Below are 26,494 nucleotides of genomic sequence, written 5' to 3'. Positions count from 1 at the left end.
CTTGTATAAGGTTTGGGATGGTTACAGCTAGCGGCACTGGCGATCATGAGTTTCGGCGCGACATAAATGGCCTTAGAGCATGGGCTGTCGTTGCAGTCGTTCTTTATCACTTCATGGTACCCGGTATTTCTGGCGGCTATGCCGGGGTCGACGTTTTTTTTGTGATTTCCGGATACTTGATGTGCGGGATCATCTATAAAGGAGTTAAGCAGGAAAAATTCTCTATTGGCGGGTTCTATCTCGCTAGGGCGCGCCGCATTTTTCCGGCTTTGATTTTTTTATGTATCACTTGTCTGGTGTTCGGCTGGTTCTTGCTTATGCCGGAGGAGTATCAGCTGCTAGGGAAGCATGTTCGTGAAAGCCTGACATTTACTTCAAATTTAAAGTATTTGAAAGAGAGTGGTTACTTTGATATTGCTGCTCAGGAAAAGTGGTTGCTGCATACTTGGTCGCTGTCTGTCGAGTGGCAGTTTTATCTGATTTTTCCTCTATTCATTGCTGGCGCTGCCAGGTTGTTCGGTGCGCATCGTTCTTTGCTGCCTGTGTTGCTCTCCTTTTTTGCTATATCGTTCCTTTGGTGTGTATGGATAACCGAGCAGCAGCCTGCTGCAGGCTTCTACACACTTCAGTCCCGCGCTTGGGAAATGCTTGCCGGTGCTCTGGTTTTCTCGGCTCAGGAGAGAGGCTTTTCAGTGCGAAACTCGAGGGTGCTTGAATGGGCCGGCTTTGCTTTAATAGTTGCTGCCTTCGTTATATTCCAGAAACAGACCCTTTGGCCTGGCTGGCGAGCTACGCTGCCGGTCGCAGGCAGTATGCTTGTACTTCTTGCGAACAGGCCTAGCTCTTACCTTACGGGCAGCGATGTGGCTCAGTGGTTAGGCTCCCGTTCGTACTCTATTTATCTATGGCATTGGCCGCTGGTTGTAGCGCTGACCTACGCTGGAGCGCTGTCGGAGTGGTATTGGGTTATTAGCGCAATTGTCCTGTCGTTAATTCTGGGGCACGTTTCTTATGTTTGCGTGGAGCTCCCAGCGCAGAAGCGACTTGTATCTTTTTCGAAAAAAGTATCAGTGACAGCTGTGCTGGCGAGCCTAATAGCCACGGCAGCTTTGGCACAGATAGTCAGAGATTCCGGCTTCCCTAATAGACTTCCCCCAGAGGTAGCAGTAATAGAGGCGGAGCGACAAAACCATAACCCGCGAATGTATGAGTGTCTAAATGCAGAAGCGTATTGTATTTACGGGGATGAAGGTAAATCACTACGTGCGATCGTGATGGGGGATAGTCATGCGGATGCGGCTGTTACAGCGGTAGTGGAGGCCTTGCCTGACGACGGCGGTAGTGTGTTGTTTCGCGGTGGGAGCGGCTGCTTGATCGTCTTTGGGATGAAATTTACCAATGACCTTTCACACTGCAATGCCTTGAACGAGCGACTATATGAAGAGCATTCGGAGCTTACTCTTGGGGTTCCCGCCATTATCTTTGGACGTACCTCGGAGTTTGTGAATGCAGGTCAAGTGAGTGCCGAGGAGCGGCCAAAATTCTTTTTCGAGCAGGACCAATCCGAGTTTACTGCGGAGCTTTTGCAAGAGTTTTCAACGCAGTATGTGAATACCTTGTGTTCTCTGGCTGAGTACCGACCGGTTTACGTCGTCAGGCCTATTCCTGAAATGCCAGTTGATGTACCCACTCTGGTTGGTCGTGGAATGCTTTTTGGTGAGATGCGAAACCCCACACTACCCTTAGAAGATTATCAGCGCCGTCATGCATTCGTGATGGAGTTGCAGGATGAAGCCGCCAAGCGATGTGGCATAAAGATTCTGGACCCAAGGCCTTATCTTTGTGACGGAGAGAACTGTTATGGTGGTTACGAAGGGCGCCCAGTGTACAGAGATGAGGATCATCTAAGTGAATTTGGCAATCGCTTACTTGTGCCCCTTTTTGTGCAGCTTTTTAACTAGACGCTGGTCGGGCAATAGTGATCGGGGAAGGTGTGTTGGTCATAATGCCGGTATTAGAGATTGAGAGGTAGTAGCTGCATGTCTATAGGCAAAAAAGTTTTACAGGTGCAGTTGCGTTACAACGTGAACGAGTCAGACTTGGCTGAGCAGCTTGTTGTTGGGTTGATGGCGCAAGGCATAGAAGTTACGACGTTGTTTCTTCGCGGAAAGCCTGCTTCTGGTATGCCTGCTAGTAAAGCGCAACACTCTCATTATTTCGAGTGTGGGCCAAGTGATCTTAAAGGCTTTCGGCGCTGGTTGATCGTATTTCGGCTTTATCGCTTTTTACGCGCAAACGGCTTTGATGCTGTTATTGCACATCGATTTAAACCGATCAGTATGATGATGTGGCTCTCACAGCTGTTCAGGTCCATGGTCTTTGTTGGCGTGCAGCATGGAATTGGCGATTATGATCGGCTTTTTCGTAGGGTTGAGGCGGCTGTTTTAATCTCACGGCGCTGGAAAATAGTGGGCGTTTCAAGGGCTGTGACCAGCTATTTACAGAGAACAGTGCACGCATTCAGCGAGCAGAACACGGTTACCATTAATAACGCCATTGATATAAATAGGGCGAAGTCCATAATGTTGTCTGCTCAGGACGCGCGAGCTGCATTGGCTCTACCTGAGGGAAGATTGATCATCGGGAGTATTGGCCGGCTTGTACCAGTGAAAGGGCATGCTACTTTGATTAGTGCTTTTTCCCGTATTGCGGAAGACTATCCGGACACGCTAGTTGCAATTATTGGCGAAGGGCGGACGCGGGTTGAGTTGGAGGCGCTGGTGCGTGAGCATGGTTTGCAACAACGCGTCATCTTGCTCGGTGCTCGAGATGATGCACTGAAGTATGTTAAGGCTTTTGATATTTTTGCTATGCCGTCTTTCAGTGAGGGGCTTCCTCTTGCTCTGCTTGAAGCATTAGCTGGGGGCAGGCCTGTCATAGGTTCTGACATAGACAGTCTCACCGCCATCCTTGAAGATTGCGGTGGTCTGCAGTTTAAGGCTGGGGACTCCGTTGACCTGGCTGGAAAACTTTTGGAGTTGATACGAAAGGCGCCTGAGCAACGTGAAGCCATGGGGAAAGCTGGGCACGATTATTTGTGCCGAATGCACGGTATTGAGGACTTTCGCTTTAATTATCGAAATCTGATTCTAGAAATGATCCAGGCCTCCGGGAAAAAATAGGAATGAGCGAGCTGCCTTTGGTTAATGTTGTTGTGCCTAGCTATAATCATGCTCGTTTTGTAGAGGGCTGTGTTCGTAGTATTCTTGAGCAAACGTACCCTAATATTAAAATTCTGGTTATTGATGATGGTTCTACCGACGACTCTCCTATGATTCTGGAAAGAATGGCTAAGGAGTATGGTTTTGATTTGCGCTTGCAATCTAATAGAGGGCTATTGCCAACGCTAAATTTTGCGTTGGGGGAAATCGATGGGGAATACTTTGCGCCATTTGCTTCTGATGACATTATGTTGCCAAATCGAATAGCGCTTCAGGTTGCGCACATGCAGGCACATCCTGAAGTGGCTATATGTGGTGGAAATATTATACCTATTGACCAGCTTGGAAAAGTAATAGAGAAAAAACGGCGTATTCGCCCTGCTCGACGCCTAGATTTTAATCGACTCTTTAATGGAGTTATGCCGGGCGCGCCTGCGCCGACATTTCTTATCAGACGTGACGCCGCTATTGAGGTTGGCGGCTATGATGAAAATCTGCGAATTGAAGACCTCACAATGATGCTTAAAGTCTGTCAGGCAGGGTATGTGGTTGATGTGTTGGCGGAAGAAATGGCATATTATCGTACGCACTCCCAGAATATGCACGCTAATATCCGCTTCATGCTTGACGAAGTGATTAAGGTATATTCGCTTTTTTCGGGGCATAAGGATTTCGAGAAAGTATGCCTGCTGCACCGTAAGTCCATGTTTCTAAAGGCGGCAAAGATGGACAAGCCGCTTGCCCGTGAGATCCTCCAAAAAATCCCCCTGAGCAGTTGGGATACGCGGATTCTCAGGGGTATTGCCCGTATTTATCTTTCTTGAAGGATGCTACCCCTGCAGCCTACCACTATCAGATGCTTGGCTCGAAGGCATTAACTATTTCGCAGACTCTATTGGCCTCAGCAATGGTCATCGTAGGGCTGATTGGTATGCTGATTACTTCATCGTGAATCTGTTGAGTAAGAGGCAACTGAAGCACCGATAGTTCCTTATACGCGGGCTGTCGGTGAGGAGGAATAGGATAGTGTATGAGGGTTTGGACGCCTGAGTTTGTTAGATGCTCTTGCAGTTTGGCCCTGTGTTCGCTCCGTAATATGAACAGATGCCAGACATGGCTGTGCTCGTCTTCTGTTTGTGGTAATCGGACGTGATTATTTGTGATCTTCTCTCGATATAAACTGGCAATCTCGCGTCTGTGTTGGGTTTCCGTATCCAGATGTCTTAGCTTCACTCTGAGCATTGCCGCCTGTATTTCGTCAAGGCGGCTGTTCATGCCTTGGTACAGGTTATGGTACTTTTCATGGGACCCGTAATTTCCTAACGCTCGTAGTGTTTCGGCTAGCAAGTCGTCGTTTGTGGTGATTGCGCCTGCGTCTCCGAGCGCTCCCAGATTTTTTCCAGGGTAAAAGCTGAAGCCGGACGCATCTCCCCAGCTGCCTGCTTTCCTGCCCTGAATTTGCGCGCCATGTGCTTGGGCTGAGTCCTCCAAGACCAGTAAGCCATGATATTCGGCTAAGGCCAGTATCTGCGGCATAGGCGCTAGTTGCCCGTAGAGATGAACAGCCAGAATGGCTCGGGTTTTTCCTGTAATAGCTTCGGCGATATTGCTTTGACAAAGGTTGTACGTGCGTTCACATGGCTCTACCATAACGGGTACGAGGCTATTTTCAGTGATCGCAAGAATGCTAGCGATATAGGTATTAGCAGGTACAATGACCTCATCACCTGCCTTTAACTTGCCAAGCTCTTTCCACGCCCGGAGGGTTAGTGTTAGGGCATCTAGCCCATTTGCAACACCAATGCAGTGTTTTGTTCCGCAATAGGTGGAAAACTCTGACTCGAATGCTTTGAGTTCTGCGCCTTGAATGTACCAGCCCGAGTCGATTACACGGGTGGCAGCGTCGATCAGATCTTTGCGGTATTGGGCATTTACTGCCTTAAGGTCGAGAAATGGAATCATTTGGTCAAGTACCTGATAACTTTTGCAGGGTTACCCACAACAACAGCGCCTGCGGGAACGTCCTTGGTTACAACCGCGCCTGCCCCTACCATGGCATGTTCGCCGATGGTGATACCGGGCAGTAACGTCGCGTTCGCACCTATACTTGCATTGCGCTTGATAGTGATACCCGAGAACTTTTCCGGGTATTCCTTGGAGCGAGGAAAAGCATCATTGGTGAACGTGGCATTGGGGCCGATGAATACATCGTCCTCGATCCGAGTGCCGTCCCATAGCTGCACACCCGATTTCAACGTAACACGGTCACCGACAATAACGTCCCCTTCGATCAAGGTATGAGCGCATATATTGCAGTCTTTTCCTATTTTAGCGCCGCTTAGGACTACTACAAATTGCCATACCCTTGTGCCTCCTCCAATTGATGCACTAGCAACATCTGCCAATGGGTGAATGTAACTCATGCGCCCACCACTTTAACGTACTGATCATAGTCACGAATGTAGTCGGCTTCATCGTAATGCTCGCTCGCAAGTACAAGCAAAACGCAATCATGACTGAAGTCATGCATTGTTCCCCAAATCATTGCCTCCTGCATAAGTCCCAAATTTGGCTGATTTAGGATATAGGTAGCTTTGTTTTCACCATCATCCAGTGTGACATGGCAGGAGCCGTTTACTGCAATCAAATATTGGCGAGTCTTGTGATGTGCGTGCTGGCCACGGGGCGTATTAGGCTGAGCCCCATAAATGTAAAATATGCGCTTTATCTCAAATGGGATGTCGCGGACCGCTTCAATCGCAATCAGTTGTCCGCGGTGATCACCTAGAACACGGTGCTCAACAATGCTCATTTGCGTTCTCCAGCCAGTCTTAGTAAATACTGCCCATACTCATTTTTGCTTAGAGCCTGCCCCTGCTCTTTTAGCTGCTCTTTTGTGAGCCAGCCATTGTTAAACGCAATTTCTTCTAGGCAAGCAACCTTGAGGCCTTGGCGATGCTCTATTGTTTGTACAAAGCTGCCTGCCTCCAGCAAACTCTCGTGAGTACCAGTATCCAGCCAGGCAAAACCGCGTCCAAGAAGCTCTACATTCAGATCACCACGTTCCAGGTATGCCTGATTAACACTAGTTATTTCCAGCTCGCCCCGATGCGATGGCTTTACCTGCTTTGCGATATCTATTACGTCGTTATCGTAAAAATAGAGGCCAGTTACAGCAAAGTTGGATTTGGGATTTTCCGGCTTTTCTTCGATTGAAATGGCTTTATTGTTTTCATCAAATGCAACGACGCCGAATCGCTCCGGGTCCTTTACCTGGTATCCGAAGACGGTAGCGCCCGATGTGCGAGCTGCAGCCTGTTTAAGCTTGGGAGAAAAGCCTTGGCCATAGAAAATATTATCGCCAAGTACCAGGCACACGCTATCATTGCCGATAAAGTGTTCACCAATGATGAAAGCCTGAGCTAACCCGTCGGGGCTCGGCTGTGCAGCATAAGTGAGGTTTATGCCAAAGTTGCCCCCATCACCAAGCAGCTTCTCAAAGCTTGGGAGGTCTTCCGGGGTAGAGATGATTAGAATGTCGCGGATGCCTGCCAGCATGAGCACCGATAGGGGGTAATAGACCATCGGTTTATCGTATATGGGCAACAATTGCTTGGAGACGCCCTTGGTGATGGGATACAAGCGTGTGCCGGATCCGCCGGCAAGAATAATACCTTTCATTTAGAGTCTCCGAGTCTGGTGAGACGGTAGTCGCCGCTTATAACGCGCTGCCACCAAGATCGATTATTAAGATACCATTCTACCGTTTTCCGTATTCCTGAATCGAACGTTTCTACGGGTTGCCAGCCGAGTTCATTTTTTATTTTACTTGCATCAATCGCGTAGCGTTTATCATGTCCTGGACGATCTTCAACGAAGGTGATCAGTTCTCGGTACGATGCTAGCGCTGATGAGCGTTCTGTCGCTGCCAGTTGGTCAAGCAAGTTGCAGATCGTCTCTACAACTTCAAGATTGCGTTTTTCATTATGCCCGCCGATGTTGTAAGTTTCTCCAGGTTTCCCTGTTGTTAATACTGTTAATAAAGCTCTTACATGGTCTTCTACAAAAAGCCAGTCTCTGATTTGGGAGCCGTCACCGTAAACGGGCAGAGCCTTGCCGGCTAATGCGCTCAGAATCATGTGGGGGATCAGCTTCTCTGGAAAATGGTAGGGACCGTAATTGTTTGAGCAGTTTGTGATTAGAATAGGCAGGCCGTAGGTACGGCTCCATGCGCGTACCAAATGGTCTGAACTGGCTTTCGATGCCGAGTAAGGCGAGCTTGGCGCATATGGGGTTGTTTCGGTGAATAGGTCCTCTGGGCGCTCAAGATCGCCATATACTTCGTCGGTAGATATATGATGAAAACGAAACTTCAGGCGAGCCTCGGGTGTTAACGTGCACCAGTATTGTCTAGATACATCTAGAAGCGTGTAGGTGCCAATAATATTGGTCTGAATGAATTGGCCTGGACCATCGATTGATCTGTCGACGTGTGATTCAGCAGCAAGGTGCATTACTGCGTCTGGTCTATGCTGCTCGAAAATGTGTTTGATTTTTTCTTCGTCGCAGATGTCTGCGTGTTCGAACGAGTAACGTGGGTCTTTCTCGATATTTTTAAGCGAGTCCAGGTTCCCTGCGTACGTCAGGCTGTCCACGTTTACTACTTCTTGGCTGGAATTTTGTATTATGTGGCGGATTAATGCTGAGCCGATGAACCCAGCACCGCCGGTGACAAGTATTTTCATGGGTCTTTTTCTGATCGCCTGTTGGTGGAGTGTTGAGTTTGTTATTAGGGGTTATTATGCATTTTCGTCGGCGCGTCATTGCCCTTAATATATCGTCCTGTGGGCAGGTCACGGAGTTTTTTTGCGGGAACGCCCGCGTTTATAGTGAAGGCCTCTATGTCATTTACGACAACGCTACCGCTTCCGATAACCGCTCCTTGTCCAATGTGTACGCCTTTCATCACCTTAACTCCATGGCCAATGAATACATCATCGTCTATTTTTACAGGCGCGCAGTCATAGTTTCCATTGCTACGGTCCTCAATGGACAGTCCGTGGAAGTCGGAGTCTGTGACAAAAAAATCTGGGCCTATCAGACAACGCTTTCCGATGTAAATTGAGCTTTTGTCTGCAATTATTATGAAACTATTATTGATCGTTGTTGATTCATTAATTTCTACTACGGAATTTTTGTCTCTTGCTTCTATGTAGCCGCTGCCGTTTAGCAAACCGGGTGATGGAAAGTAACCAAGACGCACCCTGTCTGCTGATATGCGACCGTCGCCAACAAATTGTGTTGGTTGGACTATTTTGGTGTTATTTAGGGTGGGCTTGTTGTCAGAGAAAATCCCTTTGAATATCGCGACTCTCAGTCTGCTATATTTTTTTAGCAGTTTCCGCGCAAGCGTTTTTCTGAATCCATCCCTTTTCATTTTTGCTATGATCCGCATTTTTTTGCCTGATTAGTGCCTTTTGGGCGTTTCTAAATTTTTGGGTGGTTTTGGATCTTTGTGCGGTGTTATATTGGTGTATTATTTATGTTGGCTGAAATAGCGTCTGTATGTGCTCTGGTACTGTGGCCCACTCTTCTTTATAGCGTAGCAGATGATGATAGTTTCGATTGCGCAATCGCCTAGAAAGCGGATTTCGGAAACATCGCATGTCTGAAATGTCGATGAGGCCCAGATCTCCGTTTGGAGTCAGTACTATATTGCCCATATGCAATGATCGGAAATAAACCCCAAGGTCGTGAAGCGCTGTAATGAATTGTGCTAACTTTTTAAAGAGTGCTTCTTGCTCTGTTTGGTAGCCCCCGCGAAGTAGCTGGCGAAGTGTATTTCCTGCTAAAGGAAAATAATGCACCACCGAACGATATGGGCGCTTCATCCTGTACAGCTTGATCACCACAGGGCAAGGTATGTCCCTGCGCTGTAGCTCTTTTGCGTTGGTAGCAAAGCGTTTTGCTGGCGTGAAAAATGCTGTTTTTGACAGCCAGGTCTTGCGACGAAAAAGCTTCAGCATGGTGCCGTCGGCTAGCAGGAGTACTTTTTCTCCGTAGTAATCCTGCTCCAAGACTTGAGCTTTTTCGCGCCAAAAGGTGTACTGCTCGGTGGTCAGTATTTGCATCGCACTTGTCCAGCTAAAATTGGCAGTTTATCGTACTTTTGCCAGAGAGGCTTTGCTTCTCGGGGCTTGTGGTAGACTGCAGCGCATTCGTTTTACCTATTGAAGGCCACATGACTGACGCTGCCAAAGAAAGCTTTGCCCGTTCAAGCGCCCGCATCTATCTGCGCCTGCTCGGCTACGTAAAACCCTACTGGAAGGCCTTTGCCCTGAGCATCATCGGCTTCGCGATCTTCGCGTCGGCCCAGCCGGCGATGGCCTGGATGCTGAAGTATTTTGTTGATGGGCTGCAGAGCGGTGCTAATGCCATGTTTCTTGGTGTGCCGCTGATCTGGGGCTTTCCGGCCTTTATTATTGCCATCGCGTTTTACCAGGGTGTTGGCTCGTATCTGGGTAATTACTTTATTGCCAAGGTGTCGCTGGGCGTGGTGCACGACCTGCGTACCGCGCTGTTCAACAATCTTCTGACCCTGCCAAACCGTTATTTCGACAAGCACAACTCTGGGCACCTGGTTTCGCGAATTACCTTCAATGTCACCATGGTGACGGGCGCGGCTACTGACGCAATCAAGGTGGTGTTTCGCGAAGGTATGACAGTGATTTTCCTGTTCCTCTATCTGCTGTGGATGAACTGGATGCTGACGCTGGTGCTGATTGCGATTCTGCCGGTCATCGGCCTGATGGTGACCAGCGCGAGCAAGAAGTTTCGCAAGCAGAGCAAAAAGATTCAGACCGCGATGGGGGATGTGACCCACGTGACGTCCGAAACGATCTCCGGCTTCCGGGTGGTGCGCAGTTTCGGTGGCGAGCGCTATGAGTCTGACCGCTTTCTCAAGGCCAGTACGGAGAACCGTCAGCGCGGGCTGAAGATGGTGCGCACTGGCGCGGTCTTTACGCCGTCACTGCAACTGGTGACTTACAGTGCGATGGCCATAGTGATGTTCCTCGTGCTGTTTCTGCGTGGTGATGCAACGGCCGGTGATCTGGTGGCCTACATCACGGCAGCTGGCCTGCTGCCAAAGCCGATCCGTCAGCTATCGGAGGTCAGCGCCAATATCCAGAAGGGGATTGCCGCCGCCGAGAGCGTGTTCGAGCAGCTTGACGAAGAGCCGGAAGTGGATACGGGGCATCAGGATATTGGCCGCGCACAGGGCCGCATTGAGGTGCGTAACCTGTCATTCAGTTACCCCGATACCGACAAACAGGTGCTCAAGGATATCAGCTTCAGTGTCGAACCCGGCCAAATGGTCGCGCTGGTTGGCCGCTCGGGCAGCGGCAAGTCGACTCTGGCGAATCTGATTCCGCGGTTCTATCACCATAGCGAAGGTGACATTCTGCTTGATGGCGTGCCGATCCAGGAGTTGACGCTGCGCAGTCTGCGCCGTCAGGTCGCGCTGGTCAGCCAGAATGTGACCCTCTTTAACGATACGGTTGCCAACAACATTGCCTATGGTGATCTGGCGGGTGCGCCGCGTGAGGATGTGATAGCAGCGGCTGAGGCGGCCTATGCCAAGGAGTTTATCGAGCTGATGCCGCAAGGTTTCGATACCCTGGTTGGCGAGAACGGGGTGCTGTTGTCGGGTGGCCAGCGTCAGCGTCTGGCGATTGCCCGCGCGCTGCTCAAGGACGCGCCTTTGCTGATTCTCGATGAGGCGACCTCAGCGCTGGACACCGAGTCGGAGCGTCATATCCAGGCCGCGCTGGATCGGGTAATGCAGGGGCGTACTACGCTGGTTATTGCCCATCGCCTGTCCACCATCGAAAAGGCTGACGTGATCATGGTGATGGATCAGGGCCAGATCGTTGAGCGCGGCACGCACGCGGAGCTGCTGGCGCTCAATGGCTATTACGCCCGACTGCACAGCATGCAGTTCGAGGAAGAGAGCGACGTACAACATTAATATCACCATGCGCATGGGTGCGTGGTGCTGAAACAGGTAACCGAGACAATGAAACTGAGCATGCCCCGATTCGATTCCGCGCCGGTTCTGGTGGTGGGGGACGTGATGCTGGATCGTTACTGGCATGGGCCGACCAATCGTATTTCGCCGGAAGCACCGGTGCCGGTGGTCAAGGTCGATCAGATCGAGGATCGCCCTGGTGGGGCGGGTAACGTCGCGCTGAATATTGCAGCGCTCGGCGCTCCGGCCTGGCTGGTGGGCGTTACCGGAAAGGATGAGGCGGCACACAGCCTTCAGCAACGGCTGAATGCTGCAGGCGTCTACTGTGATTTTCAGCAACACGAGGCGCAGCCGACCATCACCAAGCTGCGGGTCATGAGCCGCCACCAGCAACTGATTCGGCTTGATTTTGAAGAGCGCTTTGACACCGACGCCGATGCCTTGCTGGCCTCGGTTCGCGGTCTGCTGGACAAGGTCAAGGTGATGATCCTGTCGGACTACGGCAAGGGCGCGCTGGTCAATCATCAGGCGCTGATTGCTGCAGCCCGCGAGCGCGGTATTCCGGTGCTGGCTGACCCCAAGGGCAGTGATTTCTCCATTTACCGTGGCGCCAGCCTGATTACCCCGAATCTGTCCGAGTTTGAAGCGGTGGTCGGTCACTGCGCGAGTGAGCAGGAGCTGGTCGACAAGGGCCTGGCGCTGATTGAGGAGCTGGACCTGGGCGCGTTGCTGGTCACCCGCAGCGAACAGGGCATGACGCTGCTGCGCAAGGGTGAGGGTGCATTGCACCTGCCCGCGCGGGCGCGCGAAGTGTTTGATGTGACCGGCGCGGGCGATACCGTGATCTCTACCCTGGCGGCGGCGCTGGCGGCGGGCGAGGATCTGCCCCTGGCCGTCGCGCTGGCCAACCTGGCGGCGGGTATTGTGGTCGGCAAGCTTGGCACGGCGGCGATCAGTGCGCCGGAGCTGCGTCGTGCCGTGCAGCAGGCGCAGGGCAGCGGTCGCGGAGTACTGGGTGTCGAGCAATTGCTGCAGGCATTGGATGATGCCCGTGCCCACGGGGAGAAGGTGGTCTTTACCAATGGCTGCTTCGACATTATCCATGCCGGTCACGTTGGCTATCTGGAAGAGGCGCGCGCGCTGGGCGACCGGCTGATTGTGGCGATCAATGATGATGCCTCGGTGACACGCCTCAAGGGGCCGGGCCGGCCGATCAACAGTGTCGAGCGCCGCATGACTGTTTTGGCGGGGCTTGGGGCGGTCGATTGGGTCATCAGCTTCAGCGAAGACACTCCTGAGCGGCTGCTTGAACAGGTCAAGCCGGATGTGCTGGTCAAGGGTGGAGACTACAGCGTTGATCAGGTCGTTGGTGCGCCGATCGTGCAGGCCTACGGCGGTGAGGTAAAGGTGCTCAACTTTGTTGAAAGCTGTTCGACCACGGCCATTGTTGAAAAGATTCGCGAGCGTGGCGAAGGCTGATTAGCCCGGATTAGCACAGCAGCCGGGTTCTGCCTCCGCGGCTGTTTGTGCTCGCCTTGCTCCACCCGGAGCGGGTTCATCAGGGTGCCCTGCGCTCTGCTTCTCTTGTGCCCTGGCGGTGGCTTTCCACGCCATTGTCAGGGTGTCTGTTCTGAATGTCTTCCCTGACTTTTCTGCGCTGCCTCAAGCGCCGTTTGTCGTGCCTGCGTGTTTGCAATTGACCACCGCCATGCGAATAAATATGCTGTACGCATATACAGTATATTTCTGAGGTTTCCATGGGCGCAGTGGTCGCACTTGATCGGTTGCTGGAAACGCGCCGTGTCTGGCGCGGACGACAGCAGGGCGAGCCGCTTGCCGAGCAGCCAACCGGGCACGCGCAACTGGATGCGCTATTGCCCGGTGGTGGCTGGCAACTGGCTGCGCTGAACGAGATTTTGCTGGGGTCACCCGGCAGTGGCGAACTGCAACTGCTGTGGCCGCTGCTGGCGCGGCTGACGCAGGCGGGTGAGCGGGTCGTACTCGTAGGCGCCCCAGCGGTTCCCTTTGCCCCGGCCTGGCAGGCGGCGGGTGTAGTGCTGGCGCAGGTCTCGTTGTTGCAGGTCAGCGGCGCCGAGCGGCTCTGGGCGGCTGAGCAGTGCCTGCGCTCGGGTAGTTGTGGTGCCGTACTGTGCTGGCCGGAGCAGGCCGATGACCGGGCGTTGCGACGGCTGCAGGTAGCGGCTGACAGCGGCCAGACGCTGGCTTTTGTGTTGCGCCATCGGCGTGCTGCCGATAACCCCTCACCGGCAGCGCTGCGTCTGCTGCTGGATAACCAGCCTCGGCAGTGGCGGGTTCTCAAGTGCCGCGGTGGCGTGCCTCCGGTACGGCCAGTCCCGGTAGCATTCTGAGGTCATCATGCGCTGGCTTTGCATTCTCTTTCCCCAGCTGGCTCTGGATGCGGTACTGCGCAGCCGGGAGGACGCCGACGCGCCATTGGCTTTGCTCAGCGGGCCGCCACAGCGGCGGGTCTTGCAGGCAGTTAACGAGTCGGCCCGTGCTCATGGGCTGCGATCAGGACAAAGTCTGACCCACGCGCGCATGTTGCTGGAGCGCTTTGATACGGTCGAGCACGACCCGGCACAGATCGAGCATTGGCAACAGTTTCTGGCCAGCTGGGCGTACGGCTTCAGTGGTCATGTGAGTCTGGATTTCCCCCGCACCCTGTTGCTGGAGGTGGCCTCCAGTTTGCGTTTGTTCGGTCCCTGGCCTGAACTTGAGCAGCGTCTGCGCGCCGAGCTGCAGGCGCTGGGCTTTCAGCATCGGCTGGTGCTGGCGCCCAACCCGTTGGCGGCCCGGGTGCTGACCAACGTGGCAGACGGGCTGGCGGTAGACGAGCAGGCGCTGCAAGCCGAGCTGCAGCGTCTGCCGGTGGCGCGCAGCGGCCTGCCGGGCGAGCTGGTTGAGAGCCTGCAGCGCATGGGCCTGCGCCGCCTGCAGCAGGTGCTGGAATTGCCCCGTGACGGGCTGGCCAAACGCTTCCAGCCCCAGTTGCTGGCGCATCTTGATCAGTTGCAGGGGCATCATCCGCTGGCGCTGAGCTGCTATCAGCCGCCGGATCGGTTTCGTCAGCGCATCGAATTCAACTTTGACGTTGAGTCGAACACCTCGCTGCTGTTTCCGCTGCGGCGCCTGATCAGTGATCTGGCGACCTTTCTGGCCGGGCGAGACTGCGGGGTTCAGCGCTTTGCACTGATTCTGGAGCACCGCCGCCAGCCCGCCAGCGAGCTGCCGGTCGGCTTGCTGGGGGCCGAGCGTGACCCCGAGCGGCTGTTCGAGTTGGCGCGGGGGCGGCTGGAGCGTATCGAACTGGCCGCGCCGGTACAGGCGCTGACCCTGCTCGCCGAAGATCTGCCGCGCTTTGTACCGGCCGCAGCAGAGCTGTTCAGTAATCGGCCGCAGCAGTCACAGAGCTGGCTGCAGGTCTGTGAACGGCTGCGCTCACGCCTGGGCGACAAGGTAGTGCAGCCTTTGGCAGCGGTGGATGAACACCGGCCCGAGCGCAGCTGGCTGGCGCAGGAGCGGGGCGACGCAGCTTCGCGACCGCCCGGGCCGCGGCCGGGCTGGCTGCTGGCCGAGCCGGAGTTGCTCAATGACCTGTTTCCGCGGGTGCTGGCCGGGCCGGAGCGGATCGAATCCGGCTGGTGGGATGGCGAGGACGTGCGGCGTGACTACTACCTGATCGAAACCCGCGACGGACGCCGGGCCTGGGCCTTTCATGCCGCCGGACGCCCCGGACCATTCTGGGTGCACGGATGGTTCGCATGAGTGTGGGTTATGCCGAGCTGCACTGCCTGTCGAACTTCAGCTTTCAGCGCGGGGCGTCAAGCGCGCAGGAGCTGTTTGCCCGCGCCAGGCAGCATGGCTACGACGCCCTGGCGATTACGGACGAGGCCAGCCTGGCCGGCATAGTGCGTGCCTGGCAGGCAGCGCAGGAGTCCGGTATGAAGTTGATCGTCGGCAGCGAGGTTCAGCTTGAAAGCGGGCCCAAGCTGGTGTTGCTGGTCGAGAACCTGACCGGCTACCAGAGCCTGTGCCGGCTGCTGACCCTTGCCCGCCGTCGTGCCGGAAAGGGTCAGTACTGTTTGCGGCTTGAGGACCTGATTGACGCGCTGGATGGCTTGCTGGGCCTGTGGCTGCCGCGCCACGGTCAGGATGAGGAGCACGGCCGGCAGCTGCAGCCGCTGCTGCCGGGGCGCCTGTGGCTGGCAGTCGAACTGCACCGCGGGCCGGATGATGCGCGCAAGCTGGATCAACTGCAGGGGCTGGCCGCACGGCTCGGTCTGCCCTGTGTTGCCAGTGGTGACGTACACATGCATGTGCGCGGGCGGCGGGCGCTGCAGGATACCCTGACCGCGCTGCGCCACCACTGTACGGTGATGGAGGCGGGCAGTCGGCTGTTTGCCAATGGTGAGCGCCACTTGCGCAGTTTATCGGCGTTGGCCGCGATCTACCCGCCGGCGCTGCTGGCCGAAAGCCGCCGTATTGCCGCACGCTGTCAGTTCGACATGGGTGAGCTGCGCTACCAGTATCCGCGCGAGCTGGTGCCTGAGGGGCATACCCCGTCCAGCTGGTTGCGTGAACTGACTTGGCGCGGTGCGGCCTGGCGTTGGCCAAACGGGGTCAGCGACAAGGTGCGTTCGCAGCTGGAGTATGAATTGGAGCTGATCGCGGAGAAGGCCTACGACAGCTACTTTCTCACCGTGCAGGACATCGTTGCCTTCGCCCGCGAGCAACAGATTCTCTGTCAGGGCCGCGGCTCGGCCGCCAATTCGGCGGTGTGTTTTGCGCTGGGGATTACCGAGATCGACCCGGATCGCAGCAATCTGCTGTTCGAGCGCTTTATCTCCCGCGAGCGCGATGAGCCGCCGGATATCGATGTGGATTTTGAGCACGAGCGGCGCGAAGAGGTCATTCAGTACATCTTCCGCCGTTACGGTCGTGAGCGGGCGGCACTGACCGCTGTGGTTACCCGTTATCTGTCGGCGGGCGCAGTACGTGATGTAGCGCGGGCAATGGGTCTGGCGCAGGAGCAGGTCGATCAGCTTGGCCGTTGCTGCAGCCGCTGGAGCAAGCAATTGCCCAGCGCCGAGCGGCTGGCCGAGGCCGGGTTTGATGTGAACAATCCCTGGCTGCACCGGGTGCTGACGCTGGCGGGCGAGCTGATCGGCTTTCCGCGGCACCTGTCGCAGCATCCGGGCGGTTTTGTCATATCGGACGCGCCGCTCGATACTCTGGTGCCGGTCGAGAATGCCAGCATGGCCGAGCGCACGGTAATCCAGTGGGACAAGGATGACCTGGATGCGGTCGGCATGCTCAAGGTGGATGTACTGGCGCTGGGGATGCTCAGCGCGCTGCGTCGTACCTTTGATCTATTGCGGCGCCACCGTGGCCGCGATCTGACGCTGGCGAGCATCCCAGCCGATGACGCGCCGACCTACGAGATGATCAGCCGCGGCGATACCGTCGGCGTGTTTCAGATCGAGTCACGGGCGCAGATGGCGATGCTGCCGCGGCTGCGCCCGCGCTGTTTCTATGATCTGGTGATTCAGGTGTCGATTGTGCGGCCCGGACCGATTCAGGGCGACATGGTGCATCCGTTTCTGCGCCGCCGTAACGGCGAGGAAGCCGTCGACTATCCCTCACCGGAATTGCGCCAGGTATTCGAACGTACACTCGGCGTGCCGCTGTTTCAGGAGCAGGTAATGGCGCTGGCAATTGTGGCCGCCGGCTACACGCCGGGCGAGGCGGATGAACTGCGTCGCTCGATGGCCGCCTGGAAGCGTCATGGTGGGCTGGAGCATCACCGCCAGCGATTGACCGCAGGCATGCTGGCGCGCGGTTACAGTCAAGCCTTTGCCGAGCGTATTTTTGAGCAGATCAAGGGGTTTGGCAGCTACGGCTTTCCCGAATCCCATGCCGCCAGTTTTGCGTTGTTGAGCTATGCCAGCAGTTGGCTGAAATGCCACGAGCCGGCGGCCTTTGCCTGCGCCTTGATCAACAGCTGGCCGATGGGGTTTTACAGTCCTGACCAGTTGCTGCAGGACGCACGCCGTCACCAGATCGAGATCCGGCCGGTGGATGTGCGCTGCAGCGATTGGGACTGTTCACTGGAAGCGGTCGAGCGGGAGGGCGCGCAACCGGCCATTCGCCTTGGGCTGCGGCAGGTGAAAGGTCTGAACCGTGACGATGCTGAGCGATTGCTGCAGGCGCGCGCGCAACGGGCTTTTGTCGATGTGGCGGATCTGGTCCAGCGCGGTGGTATAAGCAGCCGTGGCCGCGCGCAACTGGCCGATGCTGGCGCGCTGCGCGGGCTGGCGGGCAATCGTTTTCGTGCGCGCTGGGCGGTGGCGGGAGTCGAGCCGCAGCTGCCGTTGCTGCAGGCGCAGCACGATCAGGTTGAAAGCCCTGCGCTGATTCCGCAGCCTTCGGTGGTTGAGAATATGGAGGCCGATTACGCCAGTCTCGGCACCAGCATGGGGCCGCATCCGCTGGGGCTGCTGCGCGAACAGCTGCGTGAGCTGGGTTGCCGCAGCTCGCGTGAGCTGCTGGCCCTGGCGCCGGATCAGCCGGTGCGGGTGGCCGGGCTGGTTATCGGTCGCCAGCGCCCGCAGACCGCCACCGGGGTGACCTTTGTCACCCTGGAAGACGAGTTCGGCATGATCAATGTGATCGTCTGGAGCGATCTGGCCGAGCGCCAGCGCTCGGTGCTGCGTGGCTCAAGACTGCTGGAAGTGCGCGGGCAGTTCGAGGCGCGCGACGGGGTGCGCCATGTGATCGCCCGGCAGCTGCACGACCAGACCGGGCTATTGCACAAGCTCGATGTGCGCAGCCGGGATTACCGCTGAAAACCGTCGAAGAAGGCCTCGACCATTGCCGCATCAAGCTGGTCGATATGCGCCGGCTGCCAGCGTGGCTGTTTGTCCTTGTCGACGATCAGCGCGCGCACGCCTTCCATGATGTTGCCTTTCTCGAACCACTGGCGACCGATGTGCAGTTCCATGGCAAAGCAGTCGGCCAGCGCCAGCGTGCGACCGCGCAGCAGCATGGCCTGGGTGACGGCCATTGCCAGCGGCGAGCGGTTGTCGATGATCTCGAGAGTGCGCTGGGCCCAGTCGCGGTACTCGGGGCGCTGCTCGCTGGCCAGTGACGCGCGGATCGCAGCGATGTCGGGTTGCGCAAAGTGCAGATCGATGGCCGGTTGCAGCGCCTTCAGCTCGGACGCGGGCAGCTCGGCGTTCGCCAGTGCGGCGACCTGATCACGCAGGCTGCCGTCCGCCGGGTTGAAGCTGTCGATCAGGGCTTCCAGCTCGCCCAGCCTGGCGCTATCGATGCACAGATCGCCAAGGCCGGCAAAGAGGGCGTCACTGCTGCCAACGTGATTGCCGGTGATACCCAGATACAGACCGATCTGCCCCGGCAGGCGCGACAGGAAATAACTGCCGCCTACATCGGGGAAGTAGCCGATCGCGGTTTCCGGCATGCCGAGCCGCGAGCGTTCGGTCAGCAGGCGGATGCTCGCCCCCTGCGCCAGTCCCATACCGCCGCCCAGTACAAAGCCATCCATCAACGCCAGGATCGGCTTGGGGTAGGCATGAATGTAGGCATCAAGGTCATATTCCTCAGTGAAGAAGGTTTCCGGCTCGTGGTGGCGGCCGGCCAGATAGTTGTCGTACATATAACGGATGTCGCCACCAGCGCAGAAAGCCCGCTCGCCGGTGCCGCGCAGCACAACAGCCTCAATCTGTGCGTCGCTTTCCCAGTGCTCCAGCTGGCGGTGCAGCACACGAACCATCTCCAGGTTGAGCGCATTGAGCCCGGCCGGGCGATTGAGGGTGAGCTGGCCGATATGGCCGCGGCGTTCGATCAATACCAGTTGTGTGGCTGTCTCCGACATGAACATCTCCATCAGGCCGTCCTCGGGACGACAGAAGCGGGTCGCACGGCAGGCAGGCGTGCGCGTGCGGCGTTAGGGCGTGTCGCAGTATAGGGGAGTGGTCGGGGGAGAAAAATGCGCGAGAGGCATAGCCTGAAAGCATGAATATCAGGCAATAAAAAAACCGCTGATCGGCGTTAACCAATCAGCGGTTTTGAACCTGGTTGCGGGGGCAGGATTTGAACCTACGACCTTCGGGTTATGAGCCCGACGAGCTACCAGACTGCTCCACCCCGCGTCAGAGGTCGCTATTCTACTGTTTTAAGAATGGCTGTCAAGCGATTGAACGAAAAAGAATTTTTTATTTTCGTCGAATCAGTTTGCAAGACCCTTCACCCGCGGCTGTGGGTTGCTGACGGTATAGCGTCCGTTGTCGGCATCGCGGCTGACATAGGCCATGGCGACGTCCGGATCATGGGTGAAAACCAGCCTGCCGTTGACCGCGATCAGACTGTCGAGTAGCGCTTCCTTTTCCTCGATCAGGGTTTCCGGAAAGCGGTCGTAGCCCATGGTGATCGGCAGGTGCACCCAGGGGGCGCCGGGGATCAGGTCGCCCGGAAATACGACCGGACCGTCGGGCATGTCGATGATCGGGATCATCAGACCGGGAGTGTGGCCGTCACTGAAGCGCAGGCGCCAGTCCGGGCCAAGGGCTTTCGATTTCTTGCCGTCTTCAACCAGCTCCAGACGGCCGCTGTTCTCGAGCAGGCTCAGCAACTCGGGAATGAATGAGGCCTGGTCGCGCGGGTGCGGGCGACGTGCCCGTTGCCAGTGGCGCTGGCCGGTGACGAAGGTCGCGTTGGGGAACAGCAACTGCGCCGGCTGACCTTCCTGCCAGGCGCTGAGCAGGCCGCCGGCATGGTCGAAGTGCAGGTGGGTGAGTACCACCACGTCGATATCGGCGTCGGTCAGGCCAATCTCGGCCAGGCTGTCGAGCAGTACGTGGCGGTCTTCAACCACCCCGTAGCGGGATTTCAGGTTGGGCGCAAAAAAGGCGCCAATGCCGGTTTCGACCAGAATGTTGCGGCCCTCTTCCTGCACCAGCATGGCCCGGCAGCTCAACGCGATCCGATTCTGGTCATCGGTTTCGACCCAGCGGGACCAGAGGGCCTTGGGCGCGTTGCCGAACATGGCGCCGCCATCCAGGCGTTGACTGTTGCCTTCCAGTGTCGTGATTGTGCGCATGGCTGATCAATCCTGTGTTGGGTGTTTATGCAAAAAGGCGGCGCAGTGGCCGCCTTTTTTGAAAAGGATCAAAGGCTGAAGGTGTAGCCGATGATCACGCGGTTTTCGTCAATGTCGCTGCCGAAGGTGCTGCGATAGGTCGCGTTGCGCCAGTGCAGCGAGAGGTTCTGCAGCGGACCGCTCTGCACGGTATACATCAGATCGCTGTTGCGTTCCCACTCGCGGCCGCGACTATTCGCCAGCTCGATATTGCTACCGTGGGTATAGCGATTCATCAGCTTGAGGCCGGGCAGGCCGAGATCGGCAAAGCTGTAGTCGTGGCGCAGTTGCCAGCTGCGCTCATCGCGGTTGGCAAAGTCGTTGATCTGTACCAGGTGGGTCAGGAAGGGATCGGTCCCGTTCAGATAGGCAAAACCGGTTTCGCCCTCCATCTGCTGATAGCTGCCGGTGAACTTGTGCATGCCGGCCTGCCACGACAGGGTGGCGCTGCTCATGCGGTTGTCGATGTTGCTGCGGCCGGCGTCGCTGCTGTCGGCATGACGCAGGTTCAGCGCCAGTGTGCCGTTGCCGAGCGGCTGGCTGTGGTTGAACACCAGATAGTGCTGACGGTAGATCGACTGCAGCTCGCCGTAGTGGTAGCTGAGCTTGCTCGCGTCGCTGATAGCCCAGGTGGCGCCGGCAAAGTCGAAGGCATCGCTGTCCTGTTTGCCGGAAACTATTACGTTGCGTGCTCCGCCCTGCACCGGGCGCATGTCCTGGTAATCGGAGGAATCACGCAGGTTGATCGCGTCGAAGCGGCCCAGCTCCAGTTGCAGACTGTCGCTGCCCTGAGCCTGCAGCCAGCCGCCGCGAAAGCTCTGCGGCAGCAGGCGGCTGTCGTTATGCATGGCGACCGGCAGGGTCGGAATCAGAGTGCCGAGGCGCAGAACGTGTTCATCCAGCCTGAGTTTGGCGGTCAGCCCCAGCTCGCTGTATTCGTCCATCGCGCGGTTTTCACTGGTATCGCGCTTGAGAATACCGGTGCCGGTGCGATCCGGGCTGGAGTCCAGCTTGATGCCCAGCAGGCCGATGGCGTCCAGACCGAAGCCCAGACGACCTTCGGTGTAACCGGACTGCCAATAGGCGCGCACGCCCTGGGCCCATTCATCGGCCTTGCTCTGGGCTGCATCGCTCTGGCGAAAGTCGCGGTTGAAGTAGAAATTGCGCAGCTCGATGCGGCTCTGGGCGTCATCAACAAAGGCAGCGCTGGCCGGAGCCGCCATCAGGGCGGCAAGGGCGGTCAGCATAAAGGCTTGGGTCTTTTTCATTGTTTGATGTCTCTTGTTTTTATTGGTCAGTCAGTGGTTTCGGCGTCGGTTTTCTGATCCGGATGGGCGCTGCGGAAGCTCAAGAGGTGGGTGCGTTCAATCAGCAGATACAGCACCGCGCCGGTGGCCAGGCCCCAGCCTGCGCCGTAGACGGCCAGTACCACACCCATGGTGCCGGCGACGCCGCGCTCGGCGTTGTTGCTCAGCTGTTCGAAACCGACCATCAGGCAGATGTAACCGGTCAGCACCAGCGTCAGTGACAGCGCAATCGGCAGCACTGGCTGGAAGAAGCTCACCAGTGGCAGCATGAACAGGGCGATAAAGCCTGTGATCCAGAAGGTGCCTGCGCCGCTGTAGATCGAATCCATTGCCTTGCGGCCGTACTTGTAGCGCTCGGCCATGGTGGCGGCGACGGCGGTCCAGATCGGGCCGGCCAGACCGGGGTAGGGTGCAAAGAAGGCGTGCAGCGCGTTGCGGATGGCGGTGACCAGATGCACGCGATCGACGTTGTTCTCGATCACTTCGTCGGGACGCAGCTCATCGGCACGCTGCATCAGCGATTGGCCGACGATGATGTCGCCGAAGGCGATGATGTAGGCAATCACGGCAGTCGGTACCGCCAGCATGAAGACCTTGGCGTCGGGGATGCCGACGGTGAACGGCAGGTAGTTCCACATTTCGCCGAAGGCCGGTGCGGTGATGCCCCAGCGCACGTCGGGCATCTTGTATTCGCCAACGCCAATACCGACTACGATGGCGATCAGCATGCCCGGCACCATGCCGTAGTTGACGATCTTGCGCATCAGCGGCAGGCGGTCGGTCAGGCCCTTGAACGATGCAGAAAACATCAGATACAGGCAGATCAGGGTGCCCAGGGTCAGCGAGATCGGGGTGTTGGCCAGGCGCCCGCCGGCGGAAATCTCACCCATCAGCGCCGCGATACCGGCGCCGATGATGATGCCGCCCTTCATCGAGTTGGGCACGATGCGCACCATGGCGCTGCCCAGACGGGTAATGCCGAGGACGAAGAAGATCAGGCAGACCAGCAGTTGCAAGGCAAACAACGCCTGAATGGCCTGTGGGCCCGGCTCGAAGTCACCGAGAAACAGCAGTACGACCGGAATGGCCGGGGTAATCCAGCCCGGCACCATGGGCACACCAAGCAGGGCCGGCAGCATGAAACCGACACCGCAGACCACGACGTAGGCCAGAGCCACGTCGTAGGGCAGACCGAGGTATTTTTCCAGCAGGGGAATCATGCCGAGGCTGACCACAAACATGATCAACGCCTGCAGCATCTCGGCGGTTTCCCACCGGTAGTGCACAAACGGCAGTCGAATCTTGAACGGGCCGCAGGCCCAGAAAGGTTGTTCAGCGCCATCGGCGCGCTTGAAGATTTGCATGAGTAGCTCCGCCAGCCGGGTAGAACCGGGCTGCTTGTTGTTTTTGTGAAACGGCTTTGTTGCTCGCGGGGCTTGCCTGTTATCCGCCCAGACCTACGCGCACGGAGCGCGGAGGCCTGGGGGGCAGGCGCTTAACCCCGGGTTGTGCTGTTGATCAGAGCGCCTTGGCCCAGTCACGCAGCACGAACTTCTGGATCTTGCCGGTCGAGGTTTTCGGCAACTCGGTGAAGATCACCGTCTTGGGCACCTTGAAGCCGGCCAGGTGCTGGCGGCAGAAGGCGATGATGTCCTCGTGGCTGACATCGTGATCGCGGCGTCGGGTGATGAAGGCGCAGGGCGTTTCGCCCCACTTCTCGTCCGGCCGGGCAACCACGGCTGCTTCCATGACGGCAGGGTGCTTGTAGAGGGTGTCTTCAACTTCGATGGTGGAGATGTTCTCGCCACCGGAGATGATAATGTCCTTCAAACGATCCTTGATCTGCACGTAACCGTTGGGGTGGCAGACGGCCAGATCACCGGTGTGGAACCAGCCGCCGGCAAAGGCCTCGGCAGTCGCTTCCGGGTTTTTCAGGTAGCCCTTCATCACGGTGTTGCCGCGCATGAAGATTTCACCGATGGTCTTGCCATCCTTCGGTACCGGCTTGAGGGTATCCGGGTTGGCAACCATGACGCCTTCGAGTGTGGTGTAGCGCACGCCCTGGTGGGACTTGAGTTCTGCCCGTTCTTCCAGCGTCAGCTCATCCCACTCGCTGTGCCAGGCGCAGACAGTGACAGGGCCGTAGACTTCTGTCAGGCCGTAGGTGTGGGTGATCTGGATACCCATGTTCTCGACCGCACCGATGACCTTGGCTGGCGGCGCTGCACCGGCAACCATGGCCTTGACCGGATGGCTGATGGCCGCCTTGGCCGAATCCGGCATGCTGGCCAGGGCGTTTAGGACAATCGGTGCACCGCACAGGTGGGTGACCTGATGCTCGTGGATCAGATGCAGAATCTTTTGCGGATCGACCCGACGCAGGAATACATGCACGCCGGCCATTGCGGTGATAGTCCAGGGATAGCACCAGCCGTTGCAGTGGAACATCGGCAGGGTCCACAGATAGACAGGGTGCATGCCGATGCACCAGGTTACCTGGTTGCCCAGGGCGTTCAGGTAGGCGCCGCGGTGATGGTACACAACACCTTTCGGGTTGCCGGTGGTGCCGGAGGTGTAGTTCAGGGTAATGGCCTGCCATTCGTCCTCGGGCCAGTGCCATTCGAACTCGGGATCACCCTCGGCGAGGAAGGCTTCGTAATCGAGATCGCTCAGGGCTTCACCTTCGCCGTACTCCGGGTCATCCACATCGATCACCAGAATCGGCCGTTTGATCAGTTCCAGAGCCTGACGAATGACCGTGTGGAACTCGCGGTCGGTAATCAGTACACGGGCTTCGCCATGCTCAAGCATGAAGGCGATGGCTTCGGCGTCCAGACGTACGTTGAGGGTGTTGAGCACCGCGCCGATCATGGGTACACCAAAGTGGGCTTCCAGCATGGCCGGAATATTCGGCAACATGGCGGCAACGGTATCGCCCTGGCGAATACCCCGACCGTACAGCGCAGACGCCAGACGGCGGCAACGCTGATAGGTTTCCTGCCAGTTACGGCGCAGACTGCCGTGGATGACGGCCGGGTAGTTCGGGTAGACCGCAGCGGTTCGTTCAATGAACGACAGCGGTGAGAGAGCCATATGGTTGACGGCAGCGGGAGCCAGACCTTCCTGATAGATCGTCATGACGAAAACCTTCTTGTAGTTATCGATGGTGCCATGGGCAGAGCAGGGCACCTCGGAATATTCATCTGGCCGGCCTGGGCGTAGCCGGCGTATTCTCATCAGGGCGTTTTATATAGCTTTTTACGGAATTATGGAATATCCACCAAGGTATTATGGTTAATCTACTATATGGTGATGCATGGCTGATCTGCTTCCCACATTGCACGAGCTGCTGCAGTCTGACCCGCTGCCCATGATGCTGGTCAACGCGGCGGGCGAGCCGATGTTTCGCAATACCGCCCTGCTGCAGCTGCAGGCCGATAACGCGGAGCTGTCTGCCTGGCTGCCGCACAATCATGCCGAGCTGGTGATGGCAGCTGCCCGGCAGCAGCGGGCGATAGAGGATGTGCATACCCGCTGCGGTAATCGCCATCTGCTCTGGAGCTATATCCCGCTGGCGCAGACCGCACAGGTTTGGGTGCGCGGGCGTGATGCGACACGCTGGCTGCAGCATCAGCAGGAGGCGACGGTTGCCCGGCGGCTGTATCACCTGATCATCGAGAACACCACTGATCTGATCTCGCGCCACCGCCCTGATGGCCGGTTTATCGATGCATCCCCGGCGTCCTGGAACATGCTCGGCGTTTGGCCTGAGCAGTTGCGGGGCGAGCGCCTCGATAGCCTGTTTCATCCGCAGGAGCGCGAAGCGCTGATAACGCGTTTTCGCAGTGCGCTCGAGCAGGATGGTTACCTGACCTACAGCTACCGTATTCGTCATGCCAGTGGGGAATACCGCTGGTTTGAAACAGCCAGCCGCGCGATTCGCGAGACCTACACCGGTGAAGTTGTGGAAGTCATCAGCGTGTCTCGCGACATCACCGAGCGCCTGCAGAGCGAGGAGCACAACCGCCGGCTGCAGGATGAACTGGCCCATGCAGCGCGACTGGCAACGCTGGGTGAGCTGGCCTCCGGCATCGCCCATGAACTGAACCAGCCGCTCGCCGCCATCCTCAACTATGCCGGAGCCAGTCAGCGCTATCTGAGTCAGCTTGGCAGTGACGAGCCAGAAGCTGAACGCGTTGAGCATGGGCTGGCACGCATCAGTGAGCAGGCCGAGCATGCGGCGGCGGTCATTCGCCGCTTGCGCGGTTTTCTGCGCAAGGGCTCGCGCCGGTTGCAGCAGGTGGACGCTGCGGTGCTGGCGCATGAAGCGGTGGGGCTTTGCGCCTGGGAGGCGTCGCAGCACCAGGTGCAGATCGTTGAGAAAGCCGCGCCTGGTCTGCCCCTGCTGAGGGTCGACCCGATCCTCCTGCAGCAGGTGTTGCTGAACCTGTTGCGCAATGCGATTGATGCCAACCGCGAGCAACATCCGCAGCACGGCTCACAGGTGCAGCTGAATATTGAGGAGCGGGACGGGCAGGTGTGTATCGAGGTGATTGATCAGGGCGCTGGTGTCAGTGCCGAGGCCCGTGAGCAGCTGTTTGTTCCGTTCTATACCAGCAAGGTTGATGGTCTGGGCTTGGGGCTGTCGATGAGTCAGGGTATTGTAGAGGGCTTTGGCGGCAGCCTCGACGCGCTGCCCGCCGATACCGGTGGCCTGTGCCTGCGATGCCTGCTACCGGCCGTTTCCACTTAGGGGCTG

The 26,494-nt window shown here is 57.2% G+C and carries 21 protein-coding genes and 1 tRNA gene; 9 read left to right on the top strand and 13 right to left on the bottom strand.

Annotation, left to right across the window (positions count from 1 at the left end; translation table 11 throughout):
- The first annotated feature begins 17 nt into the window (after positions 1–17).
- The 3 genes from AC13EY_RS13385 (at position 18) to AC13EY_RS13375 (ending at position 4,045) form a co-directional block, all read left to right on the top strand.
- On the top strand, positions 18–1,961 hold the full coding sequence (locus AC13EY_RS13385) for an acyltransferase family protein (protein WP_482877367.1): 1,944 nt from the start codon (positions 18–20) through the stop codon (positions 1,959–1,961).
- 78 nt (positions 1,962–2,039) lie between these two features.
- Positions 2,040–3,182 (top strand): glycosyltransferase, encoded by a 1,143-nt coding sequence (locus AC13EY_RS13380; protein ID WP_482877365.1) that lies wholly within the window; start codon positions 2,040–2,042, stop codon positions 3,180–3,182.
- A 2-nt stretch (positions 3,183–3,184) separates the two neighbouring features.
- Positions 3,185–4,045 carry a glycosyltransferase family 2 protein gene (locus tag AC13EY_RS13375; RefSeq protein ID WP_482877364.1) on the top strand — a complete coding sequence of 287 codons (861 nt, stop codon included), beginning with the start codon at positions 3,185–3,187 and terminating at the stop codon, positions 4,043–4,045.
- A 28-nt stretch (positions 4,046–4,073) separates the two neighbouring features.
- On the opposite strand, the gene AC13EY_RS13370 is transcribed toward AC13EY_RS13375, so the two are convergent.
- The 7 genes from AC13EY_RS13370 to AC13EY_RS13340 all read right to left on the bottom strand — a co-directional run bounded on the left by AC13EY_RS13370 (position 4,074) and on the right by AC13EY_RS13340 (position 9,352).
- Positions 4,074–5,183, bottom strand: coding sequence for a DegT/DnrJ/EryC1/StrS family aminotransferase (locus AC13EY_RS13370; protein ID WP_482877362.1), 1,110 nt, complete (start codon positions 5,181–5,183; stop codon positions 4,074–4,076).
- On the bottom strand, positions 5,180–5,644 hold the full coding sequence (locus AC13EY_RS13365; protein ID WP_482877360.1) for an acyltransferase: 465 nt from the start codon (positions 5,642–5,644) through the stop codon (positions 5,180–5,182). The genes AC13EY_RS13370 and AC13EY_RS13365 overlap by 4 nt, the downstream gene beginning before the upstream one ends.
- On the bottom strand, positions 5,641–6,033 hold the full coding sequence (locus AC13EY_RS13360) for a sugar 3,4-ketoisomerase (RefSeq protein WP_482877358.1): 393 nt from the start codon (positions 6,031–6,033) through the stop codon (positions 5,641–5,643). The genes AC13EY_RS13365 and AC13EY_RS13360 overlap by 4 nt, the downstream gene beginning before the upstream one ends.
- Entirely contained in the window at positions 6,030–6,902 is an 873-nt protein-coding gene (gene rfbA / locus AC13EY_RS13355) for a glucose-1-phosphate thymidylyltransferase RfbA (protein ID WP_482877356.1), read from the bottom strand. The genes AC13EY_RS13360 and rfbA overlap by 4 nt, the downstream gene beginning before the upstream one ends.
- Positions 6,899–7,966 (bottom strand): dTDP-glucose 4,6-dehydratase, encoded by a 1,068-nt coding sequence (rfbB, locus tag AC13EY_RS13350; protein ID WP_482877355.1) that lies wholly within the window; start codon positions 7,964–7,966, stop codon positions 6,899–6,901. Before rfbB ends, rfbA begins: the two co-directional genes overlap by 4 nt.
- A gap of 44 nt (positions 7,967–8,010) precedes the next feature.
- Positions 8,011–8,676, bottom strand: coding sequence for an acyltransferase (locus AC13EY_RS13345; protein ID WP_482877353.1), 666 nt, complete (start codon positions 8,674–8,676; stop codon positions 8,011–8,013).
- An 85-nt stretch (positions 8,677–8,761) separates the two neighbouring features.
- Positions 8,762–9,352, bottom strand: a complete 591-nt coding sequence (locus AC13EY_RS13340; protein ID WP_233049149.1) for a lipopolysaccharide kinase InaA family protein — start codon at positions 9,350–9,352, stop codon at positions 8,762–8,764.
- A gap of 110 nt (positions 9,353–9,462) precedes the next feature.
- Between AC13EY_RS13340 and msbA the strand changes: the two genes are divergently transcribed.
- The 5 genes from msbA to AC13EY_RS13315 all read left to right on the top strand — a co-directional run bounded on the left by msbA (position 9,463) and on the right by AC13EY_RS13315 (position 18,116).
- Complete coding sequence (gene msbA / locus AC13EY_RS13335) at positions 9,463–11,250, top strand: lipid A export permease/ATP-binding protein MsbA (protein WP_482877351.1); 1,788 nt, start codon at positions 9,463–9,465, stop codon at positions 11,248–11,250.
- 48 nt (positions 11,251–11,298) lie between these two features.
- Positions 11,299–12,729, top strand: coding sequence for a bifunctional D-glycero-beta-D-manno-heptose-7-phosphate kinase/D-glycero-beta-D-manno-heptose 1-phosphate adenylyltransferase HldE (gene hldE / locus AC13EY_RS13330; protein WP_482877349.1), 1,431 nt, complete (start codon positions 11,299–11,301; stop codon positions 12,727–12,729).
- A 278-nt stretch (positions 12,730–13,007) separates the two neighbouring features.
- Positions 13,008–13,619: a translesion DNA synthesis-associated protein ImuA gene (gene imuA, locus AC13EY_RS13325; protein WP_088275682.1), complete on the top strand. Its 612-nt coding sequence runs from the start codon at positions 13,008–13,010 to the stop codon at positions 13,617–13,619.
- 7 nt (positions 13,620–13,626) lie between these two features.
- Positions 13,627–15,036, top strand: a complete 1,410-nt coding sequence (locus AC13EY_RS13320; RefSeq protein WP_482877347.1) for a Y-family DNA polymerase — start codon at positions 13,627–13,629, stop codon at positions 15,034–15,036.
- Entirely contained in the window at positions 15,012–18,116 is a 3,105-nt protein-coding gene (locus AC13EY_RS13315) for an error-prone DNA polymerase (protein ID WP_482877491.1), read from the top strand. The genes AC13EY_RS13320 and AC13EY_RS13315 overlap by 25 nt, the downstream gene beginning before the upstream one ends.
- On the opposite strand, the gene AC13EY_RS13310 is transcribed toward AC13EY_RS13315, so the two are convergent.
- From AC13EY_RS13310 to AC13EY_RS13285, 6 genes are all read right to left on the bottom strand, one after another.
- Positions 18,107–19,165: an enoyl-CoA hydratase/isomerase family protein gene (locus AC13EY_RS13310; RefSeq protein ID WP_269687850.1), complete on the bottom strand. Its 1,059-nt coding sequence runs from the start codon at positions 19,163–19,165 to the stop codon at positions 18,107–18,109. The two genes, AC13EY_RS13315 and AC13EY_RS13310, sit on opposite strands and share 10 nt — an antisense overlap.
- A gap of 200 nt (positions 19,166–19,365) precedes the next feature.
- A tRNA-Met gene (locus tag AC13EY_RS13305) sits at positions 19,366–19,442 on the bottom strand.
- A 77-nt stretch (positions 19,443–19,519) separates the two neighbouring features.
- A complete protein-coding gene (locus tag AC13EY_RS13300) occupies positions 19,520–20,389 on the bottom strand; it encodes an MBL fold metallo-hydrolase (RefSeq protein ID WP_228245881.1) in 870 nt (289 codons plus the stop codon).
- A gap of 68 nt (positions 20,390–20,457) precedes the next feature.
- Positions 20,458–21,696 carry an OprD family porin gene (locus tag AC13EY_RS13295; RefSeq protein WP_285676731.1) on the bottom strand — a complete coding sequence of 413 codons (1,239 nt, stop codon included), beginning with the start codon at positions 21,694–21,696 and terminating at the stop codon, positions 20,458–20,460.
- Positions 21,697–21,722: 26 nt separating this feature from the next.
- Positions 21,723–23,099, bottom strand: coding sequence for a solute carrier family 23 protein (locus tag AC13EY_RS13290; RefSeq protein ID WP_285676730.1), 1,377 nt, complete (start codon positions 23,097–23,099; stop codon positions 21,723–21,725).
- Positions 23,100–23,253: 154 nt separating this feature from the next.
- Positions 23,254–24,873 (bottom strand): acyl-CoA synthetase, encoded by a 1,620-nt coding sequence (locus AC13EY_RS13285; RefSeq protein WP_269687847.1) that lies wholly within the window; start codon positions 24,871–24,873, stop codon positions 23,254–23,256.
- Between the two features lie 178 nt (positions 24,874–25,051).
- On the opposite strand from AC13EY_RS13285, the gene AC13EY_RS13280 reads away from it, so the two are divergent.
- The gene (locus AC13EY_RS13280) at positions 25,052–26,488 is read left to right on the top strand and encodes a sensor histidine kinase (RefSeq protein WP_442908865.1); all 1,437 of its coding nucleotides are present in this window, start codon (positions 25,052–25,054) and stop codon (positions 26,486–26,488) included.
- Positions 26,489–26,494 lie beyond the last annotated feature (6 nt).

Source organism: Halopseudomonas sp. L-58 (assembly GCF_056859475.1).
This window is presented reverse-complemented; position numbering and strand designations above follow the sequence as displayed.

What these genes read in the sequence shown, in the direction of transcription:
- AC13EY_RS13365 (WP_482877360.1), bottom strand. Translation starts at nt 5,644, where the DNA reads ATGAGTTACATTCACCCATTGGCAGATGTTGCTAGTGCATCAATTGGA.
- imuA (WP_088275682.1), top strand. Translation starts at nt 13,008, where the DNA reads ATGGGCGCAGTGGTCGCACTTGATCGGTTGCTGGAAACGCGCCGTGTC.
- AC13EY_RS13380 (WP_482877365.1), top strand. Translation starts at nt 2,040, where the DNA reads ATGTCTATAGGCAAAAAAGTTTTACAGGTGCAGTTGCGTTACAACGTG.
- AC13EY_RS13290 (WP_285676730.1), bottom strand. Translation starts at nt 23,099, where the DNA reads ATGCAAATCTTCAAGCGCGCCGATGGCGCTGAACAACCTTTCTGGGCC.
- hldE (WP_482877349.1), top strand. Translation starts at nt 11,299, where the DNA reads ATGAAACTGAGCATGCCCCGATTCGATTCCGCGCCGGTTCTGGTGGTG.
- rfbA (WP_482877356.1), bottom strand. Translation starts at nt 6,902, where the DNA reads ATGAAAGGTATTATTCTTGCCGGCGGATCCGGCACACGCTTGTATCCC.
- AC13EY_RS13300 (WP_228245881.1), bottom strand. Translation starts at nt 20,389, where the DNA reads ATGCGCACAATCACGACACTGGAAGGCAACAGTCAACGCCTGGATGGC.
- AC13EY_RS13385 (WP_482877367.1), top strand. Translation starts at nt 18, where the DNA reads ATGGTTACAGCTAGCGGCACTGGCGATCATGAGTTTCGGCGCGACATA.
- AC13EY_RS13345 (WP_482877353.1), bottom strand. Translation starts at nt 8,676, where the DNA reads ATGCGGATCATAGCAAAAATGAAAAGGGATGGATTCAGAAAAACGCTT.
- AC13EY_RS13340 (WP_233049149.1), bottom strand. Translation starts at nt 9,352, where the DNA reads ATGCAAATACTGACCACCGAGCAGTACACCTTTTGGCGCGAAAAAGCT.
- AC13EY_RS13360 (WP_482877358.1), bottom strand. Translation starts at nt 6,033, where the DNA reads ATGAGCATTGTTGAGCACCGTGTTCTAGGTGATCACCGCGGACAACTG.
- AC13EY_RS13285 (WP_269687847.1), bottom strand. Translation starts at nt 24,873, where the DNA reads ATGACGATCTATCAGGAAGGTCTGGCTCCCGCTGCCGTCAACCATATG.
- AC13EY_RS13280 (WP_442908865.1), top strand. Translation starts at nt 25,052, where the DNA reads ATGGCTGATCTGCTTCCCACATTGCACGAGCTGCTGCAGTCTGACCCG.
- msbA (WP_482877351.1), top strand. Translation starts at nt 9,463, where the DNA reads ATGACTGACGCTGCCAAAGAAAGCTTTGCCCGTTCAAGCGCCCGCATC.
- AC13EY_RS13295 (WP_285676731.1), bottom strand. Translation starts at nt 21,696, where the DNA reads ATGAAAAAGACCCAAGCCTTTATGCTGACCGCCCTTGCCGCCCTGATG.
- AC13EY_RS13375 (WP_482877364.1), top strand. Translation starts at nt 3,185, where the DNA reads ATGAGCGAGCTGCCTTTGGTTAATGTTGTTGTGCCTAGCTATAATCAT.
- rfbB (WP_482877355.1), bottom strand. Translation starts at nt 7,966, where the DNA reads ATGAAAATACTTGTCACCGGCGGTGCTGGGTTCATCGGCTCAGCATTA.
- AC13EY_RS13320 (WP_482877347.1), top strand. Translation starts at nt 13,627, where the DNA reads ATGCGCTGGCTTTGCATTCTCTTTCCCCAGCTGGCTCTGGATGCGGTA.
- AC13EY_RS13370 (WP_482877362.1), bottom strand. Translation starts at nt 5,183, where the DNA reads ATGATTCCATTTCTCGACCTTAAGGCAGTAAATGCCCAATACCGCAAA.
- AC13EY_RS13310 (WP_269687850.1), bottom strand. Translation starts at nt 19,165, where the DNA reads ATGTCGGAGACAGCCACACAACTGGTATTGATCGAACGCCGCGGCCAT.